This window comes from Clostridium sp. 1001271st1 H5 (assembly GCF_005845215.1).
In the GTDB taxonomy this organism is placed as follows: Bacteria; Bacillota; Clostridia; order Lachnospirales; family Lachnospiraceae; genus Enterocloster.
Genome location: NZ_SPHO01000037.1, coordinates 26,342 through 32,341, shown reverse-complemented (window position 1 = coordinate 32,341; position 6,000 = coordinate 26,342). Strand labels below are relative to the sequence as shown.

Sequence of the window (6,000 nt, the reverse complement as noted above, 5' to 3'; positions counted from 1 at the left end):
GCATTTCCTTTTCCAGCCCAGCATAACGTGTATCACTCATAAATCGAATCATTGTCTCCTACCTCCTCAATATCTCAATTTCTTCTACCCTAATGTCATTCCTCCATATCCTTGTTCTTTTGATTCTAATAATGTTTCAACCGCCTCCTCCCTTGTACGAAACATTCTCCACGGTGAAACTCGATGATAAAGTCCAGTATGACTTCGTACTCCAAAATACCTCCCGTCATAACTCTCTACCGTATATTCGCAGGTACTTTTTTTTGTTTTGTTTGTGATCATCACACAGGTATCTCCCTTATTCCATCCATAAGGAAAGCCCGAATCTTCTTTTAGCTTTTTTTCATCCATTTTCTTCAATTACCACACTCCCCTTTTCTTTGAACTTTTTAACGCCAAAAAGCCAACCATGTTCTAGTAAATAAAACATGATTGGCTCATCTGCTTCTAAATATATAAATACCAGTTATCCCCTTAAATCTTTTTCTCCTTATGATTTATCCACAAGGTTGTCCAGACTTACCTTTTAAGATCACACCTAAAGCGACAATACGAGTACAGATTCCAGATGTTGGCTAATATTGGATAATCTTTTCGATACTTGAACTTTGTTCTATACCTTATATTTTGTCTGGTGCACCAGCAATGAATATCCTTCATCATCATCGAATCTCCCATACCTATACGCTCGCCTAATATATTAATCTTATACTCATCCATCTCTGTTTTCGCAAATAAATAGAACCATACATTATAATATCTGATTCTATACACCTTGCAATCATCACTGTACTTCATACACACTCCTGTTTATACTGTTTCTCTATTTCCACTATTTCCACTGTATCTACATAATATATAGCGTGAATTAGGGGGTAAATATTCCCACCAATACCAGCACCAGCTCAATCACCCCCACCCCATGCTCATCCTCCCAGAATTCCCTTAATTCCTTTCCTAACTCCATCGCCTTCCTCCTTGTATTTTATTTGAATTCCATCAGCGCCGGGACAGCTATCATAACCATGACCACTGACAGGAGTATGAACAGCGGAAGCAGCAGTTTTGTTCCCGCTTCCTCCCCCAGGCGTCTGGCCTGGTGCTTTCTCTGTTCAAATGCATCTGCTGTCTCCGCACGCAGAAGATTCCTGAGATTCTTCGAACCGTTTTTGCGGTTCTGCTCCAACAGACTGCCTAACTTCATATAAGACTGAATTGCGCAGCGCCGTCCAAATTCCTCAAACGCCTTTCCCTCCGGCACTCCCCCCTTCATCTGGCAGCTGGTTTCATACATTTCTTCATATACATGCCGTTTCCTGCGCCTTCCCTGCTCTGCCATCATGTTATATTCCAGTGCAATCTTATCCCAGGCCGTCCGGATGCTCATGCCTGCCCCAAGAAAAATAGTCAGCCTGGACAATACCTCCGGATAATCCAGCGCCAGCTGGCGCTTTCTCGCCTCTTCCCTGTTCCGCTGCTCTGCCCGGTCCCTGAAGAAGAATAAGATGGCTCCGGCTGCCCCCAATCCCATCACATGAAGGAAAACCGGTTCTTCCCTCAGACTGTATTTCAGGCTCCTTCCCATATATTCTGACGGAAGCTTCATATAAGCGGCGGAGGACTGTTTTTCATCCTCCTGTCTCAAAAACTCGGCAAATGCCGTCTCCTTCTGTTCCTCCTCTGTAAGCAGCGGCGGCTTCACGCATACGGACAGTCCGTATTCTTCCGGCCAGTTTCCCTCTGTCATGCGCACACGCAGGTTAATCCGGATTCCCTGCTCCCCAATTCCCCTCTGCATTATCTCCTTTACATGCAATTCGCCAAAGGAATCCAGCAGCTCCGGTTCATCCGATTCCCACCGGAGTCTTATTCCGTAGCTTTCCAGATATGTAAGCAGGTTCAGGTTCTGTCTTACATCCTCAAGGGTGGGATTATTTCCCAGAATAAGCTGCGGCAGCTGGTCCATCACAGCCTCGTACGCATTACGTGCCTCCTGTTTGGTATATACCCGTTCCGACAGGACCATTTCAACGGGCATATCCTTCTCCCCAAGGCCCTCCACCATCAGGCTGTATGTCCTGTCCCCCTGTCCGTAGCTTCCCCTGGGCAGAATGCTGCCTTCCAGAAGCGCACTGTCCGCCCGCTGCCACAGGTGGGCGGCCACTCCCATAAACAGGCCGGCTGCCAGGCATATCATCTGTTTTTTCCCAATCCAGGCATAAAGCTTTGTCCCAGGCCGTTTTCTCATTTTTATCCTCCGCCTCATCTGCCCTTCACACCTCAATATCCAGTATCTTTCCGGCCAGGACCAGCGCACCCGCATAAGCAGCCAGACACATAGTCATCACTCCCCGTCCCATCCAGGTTCTGTACATCACACTGAAATATCCCGGTGATGTAAGGTCAATGTAGAGCACAATCAGAAACGGTATCAGATTCATGATTTTCTGTTCAAATACCCTGGAGGCCAGCATGGTGTGTATTTCCTCCTTTACCTGTACCTTATCCCGGATGATTCCCGCTGTCTGGCGGATGATTTCCACCAGCTCGCCTCCGCTTCGTTTCGCCGCAGAAAGAACCTGGGCAAAATTGTCCACATCCTCCAGTCCGCTGCGATGGCCAAAATCCATGAACAGCTCTTCTGCCGGACGGTTCATCCGGATTCCGTCAGACAAAAGCCGGAACTCCTCTGTAATCATCTCCCTTCTTCCATACAGCACTTCCAGCTCCTTTATGCTCAATACAAGTCCATTTTCCAATGAATACCCTGCACTGAGAAAGGACGAAAGCACCTGTATTCCCTCTTTGAACTGCAGTTCCAGACGCCTGGCCCTCTCCTTCTTCAAATCCTTTCTCCGGTATAAAGGATAACAGGCCCCAAAAGGCATCAGAAACAGAAACATCACCGCACTGCGGTAAAATACATAGCTTACCAGCCCGCAGGTCCCCACTCCCCAGGCCCCGTATACCAGCCACTCTCTGGCCGTAAGCCGGTATACACCATAGTCCTCCCTGTCAGGAGGCCGGGCTCTGGGCGCCCTCTTTTCCGGTTTACTCCTGGCAATATCCTGCCTGACCAGGTTCCTTCTAAGCCCAGGCCTGTTTCTGACGAAGCCGGTCCTCCTTCCCGTCGTATTCAAACAATGGTTCCAGTTCCACCTCTCCATTCTGCAAACCTCCTATTCTCATAATGGATATAACCCTTCTCTTCCCATCTTTCAGCCGTCCCAGATGAACCATGATGTCCAGCGCTGACACAATCTGGTTTCTGATGGCTGCCAGCGGAAGGTCCGCCGCCATCAGCACCATGGTTTCCAGCCTGCTTATCATATCCCGCGGGCTGTTCCCATGCCCCGTGGAAAGGCTGCCGGGATGGCCTGTGTTCATGGCCTGCAGCATGTCCAGGGCCTCTCTTCCCCTTACCTCACCTACCACAATGCGGTTGGGATTCATGCGCAGGGCTGCCCTAATCAGCTGGCTCATGGTAATTTCCCCTTCCCCCTCCGTATTGGCGTTCCTTGTCTCCAGACGCACCAGATTAGGAACCTGTGTAATCTGCAGTTCAGCAGAATCTTCAATGGTAATCACCCGCTCGCCGGAGGGTATGAAGGAAGACAATGCATTTAAAAACGTGGTTTTCCCGGAATTGGTTCCTCCGCTGATGAACATGTTGCACCCATCCTCCACCAGCTGTTCCAGAAAACCCGCTGCCTCCGCGCTTATGGCTCCGAAGCGAATGAGCTTTTCCATGGTAATCGGGTCCGGGAATTTCCTTATGGTCACAACCGGACCATCCAGGGCAACCGGAGGAAGCACCACGTGAACCCTGGAACCGTCCTCCAGCCTGGCATCCACCATGGGCGACGATACATTCACCACACGGTTGACCCGGCTTACAATCTGCTGTATGATATCCTCCAGTTGTTCCGGTTTTTCAAAATTCCTGTTCCACAATTCCATCCTTCCGTTTTTCTCCATAAATATCTTTCCCGCCCCATTTACCATGATTTCCGATACCGAGCTGTCGTCAATCAGTTCCTGCAGGATATCCAGGCGGCGGAAGCTGTCAAAGAGGCTGCCCCTCAGCCAGAGCCGTTCTTTTAACGGCAGAAACATTTCCTGTCCCGTGTCCTCTATAGCCCTGTCAATCATTTCCAGCAGTTCCCCATCATCCATATGGTGCCTTTCCTGCAATTCTTCCATGATACGCTCCCTAATGACCCACCGGACGCCTTCACGGTCTCTCTTTCCCGTACGCTTCCCCTCTTCCATGGCCTGCGTCTCCTCCTCACTGCTCCTTTTCCATCTCTTACTGTTCCGGCTGTCTCCCATTTAAAAGCTGCCTCACATAATCTCCCATCTCCCCCCATATCAGCTGCTCCAGATAGCCGTCCCGCTTTCCGATTCCCGTATGCCTGGGCAGCTTCAGCTTCTGAATCCTGTCCCTGACTCCTGTATCGTCCGCCTCCTCCAGGTACTCCTCAAACTCCTCTAGCTTGGCGGCCGAGATGCAGTCCTCCCTGACCGGCATATAGACCACATCACACATGGAGAGAACAGGCAGGGCTCCCCTTCCCATCTGGCCCACGTCCACTACCAGCCTGTCATAACCGCTTTCTCTTGCAATCCTGTCTATGAGCTGCGCCATATCCTCCGGCGACACCTGGCTTAAGTCCTCCGCATACCGCACCGGCGGTATGTAATCCATATTTCCCCAATTGCTAATCATGGACTTTAACCTCATCCAGTTATATCCTCCCTGCCGGTACAAATACAGCACATCCGATAAACCGGCCTTGTACCCGCTGTTTATCAGCCTGGAAAAACCAGAATAATCCTCCAGGTTCAGATACAGCACCGCCTCCTTCTTTGCCGCCACCTGCCCTATTGTCAGGGCCAGGGAGGACTTAAAGCACCGGTTCACAGGGGAATATACCCCCATGACCAGGGCCCTGGCCCCCAGAAGGGCCAGCGTGGGCTCCACCGGACGGCTGCAGTAGGAGGCCAGCACCTCCCGCATAATACAGTCCCCGGACTGGTACTTGTAGATAGAGGGAAATGCCTCCATTCCTTCCACCAGCTCCCCGTCGCACAGCACCATGACCTGCTCTGCCTTCACATCACCCACCAAAGCTCTGGAACACTCGTCTACCAGCAATATTTCTATGGGATGTTCCTCCCCATATTCCCTGAGCCTGTCCAGGCTGGAAAATGCCATGGCCGTAAACGGAATCTTTTCTTTCTGGTTCACATAATCTGCAAGCCGTTCCCCAAAGGCGGGGTCGGCGTCATAGACTGCCAGAATCTTTACCATATATTTGTTTCTCACCTCATTTCCGTCCGGTGCATACGCACCTGTTCACCCCACACTCATCCCTTCCACAACACAGTAATCAGCATCCCTGCAAAAAAGCATGCTCCCAATGGAATGACGCACTGATACCCATCCCGCTCCGGACAGTAATACGCCTCAATTTCTTTACTCTGAATCAAACGCCTGATATAGGCAGTCAAATACAAGAATCTCCGACAGATGCCGCCATCCCGCAGCATCCTTCCAAGAGCCAGAATAGCTCCCAGACACAAACCAATTGCCATGGACCAAAATCCCCGTTCCAGGCCAAAACAGCCAGCCATAACAGCCATGAACTTAATATCCCCGGCTCCCACCATGCGAAACAGGAAAAACGGGAAACCGGCTGCCGCAGCCAACATTGTCCGTACCATGAAAGCTGCAATCATCACCGCTGCTGTCCAAAGTCCGGTACTCCCCGCCCATAAGCCGGTATCTCCCGCCCATAAGCCGGTACCTCCCGCCCCGTATATACCGGCTCCTGCTGAAGCTGCCAGCCCTGCCGCGGCCGCGGCCGCCAGGGCCCTGTTAGGTATCCTGTAATGCCTGACATCCATAAGGGCGCAATAGGCCAGAATACCATACAGTGTACAGGACATAAAACAATGTAAACTGAATACACTCCCCCCTCTCTCTTTAACCGGTTG

The 6,000-nt window shown here is 50.6% G+C and carries 6 protein-coding genes; all 6 read right to left on the bottom strand.

Annotated features, from left to right (window positions below):
* Positions 1 to 84: 84 nt before the first annotated feature.
* On the bottom strand, positions 85 to 351 hold the full coding sequence (locus FGS84_RS29325; protein ID WP_008400414.1) for a hypothetical protein: 267 nt from the start codon (positions 349 to 351) through the stop codon (positions 85 to 87).
* Between the two features lie 634 nt (positions 352 to 985).
* Positions 986 to 2,248 carry a hypothetical protein gene (locus FGS84_RS29315; RefSeq protein ID WP_347563909.1) on the bottom strand — a complete coding sequence of 421 codons (1,263 nt, stop codon included), beginning with the start codon at positions 2,246 to 2,248 and terminating at the stop codon, positions 986 to 988.
* Between the two features lie 25 nt (positions 2,249 to 2,273).
* Positions 2,274 to 3,167 (bottom strand): type II secretion system F family protein, encoded by an 894-nt coding sequence (locus FGS84_RS29310; protein WP_207740037.1) that lies wholly within the window; start codon positions 3,165 to 3,167, stop codon positions 2,274 to 2,276.
* A complete protein-coding gene (locus tag FGS84_RS29305) occupies positions 3,088 to 4,203 on the bottom strand; it encodes a CpaF family protein (RefSeq protein ID WP_347563910.1) in 1,116 nt (371 codons plus the stop codon). Before FGS84_RS29305 ends, FGS84_RS29310 begins: the two co-directional genes overlap by 80 nt.
* A 106-nt stretch (positions 4,204 to 4,309) precedes the next feature.
* The gene (locus tag FGS84_RS29300; protein WP_347563908.1) at positions 4,310 to 5,329 is read right to left on the bottom strand and encodes a hypothetical protein; all 1,020 of its coding nucleotides are present in this window, start codon (positions 5,327 to 5,329) and stop codon (positions 4,310 to 4,312) included.
* Positions 5,330 to 5,370: 41 nt separating this feature from the next.
* Positions 5,371 to 5,952, bottom strand: coding sequence for a prepilin peptidase (locus FGS84_RS29295; RefSeq protein WP_138311709.1), 582 nt, complete (start codon positions 5,950 to 5,952; stop codon positions 5,371 to 5,373).
* Positions 5,953 to 6,000: the final 48 nt, after the last annotated feature.

Coding starts and splice junctions, on each gene's coding strand:
- FGS84_RS29325 (WP_008400414.1), bottom strand. CDS start 351: ATGGATGAAAAAAAGCTAAAAGAAGATTCGGGCTTTCCTTATGGATGG.
- FGS84_RS29315 (WP_347563909.1), bottom strand. CDS start 2,248: ATGAGAAAACGGCCTGGGACAAAGCTTTATGCCTGGATTGGGAAAAAA.
- FGS84_RS29310 (WP_207740037.1), bottom strand. CDS start 3,167: ATGGAGAGGTGGAACTGGAACCATTGTTTGAATACGACGGGAAGGAGG.
- FGS84_RS29305 (WP_347563910.1), bottom strand. CDS start 4,203: ATGGAAGAATTGCAGGAAAGGCACCATATGGATGATGGGGAACTGCTG.
- FGS84_RS29295 (WP_138311709.1), bottom strand. CDS start 5,952: ATGTCCTGTACACTGTATGGTATTCTGGCCTATTGCGCCCTTATGGAT.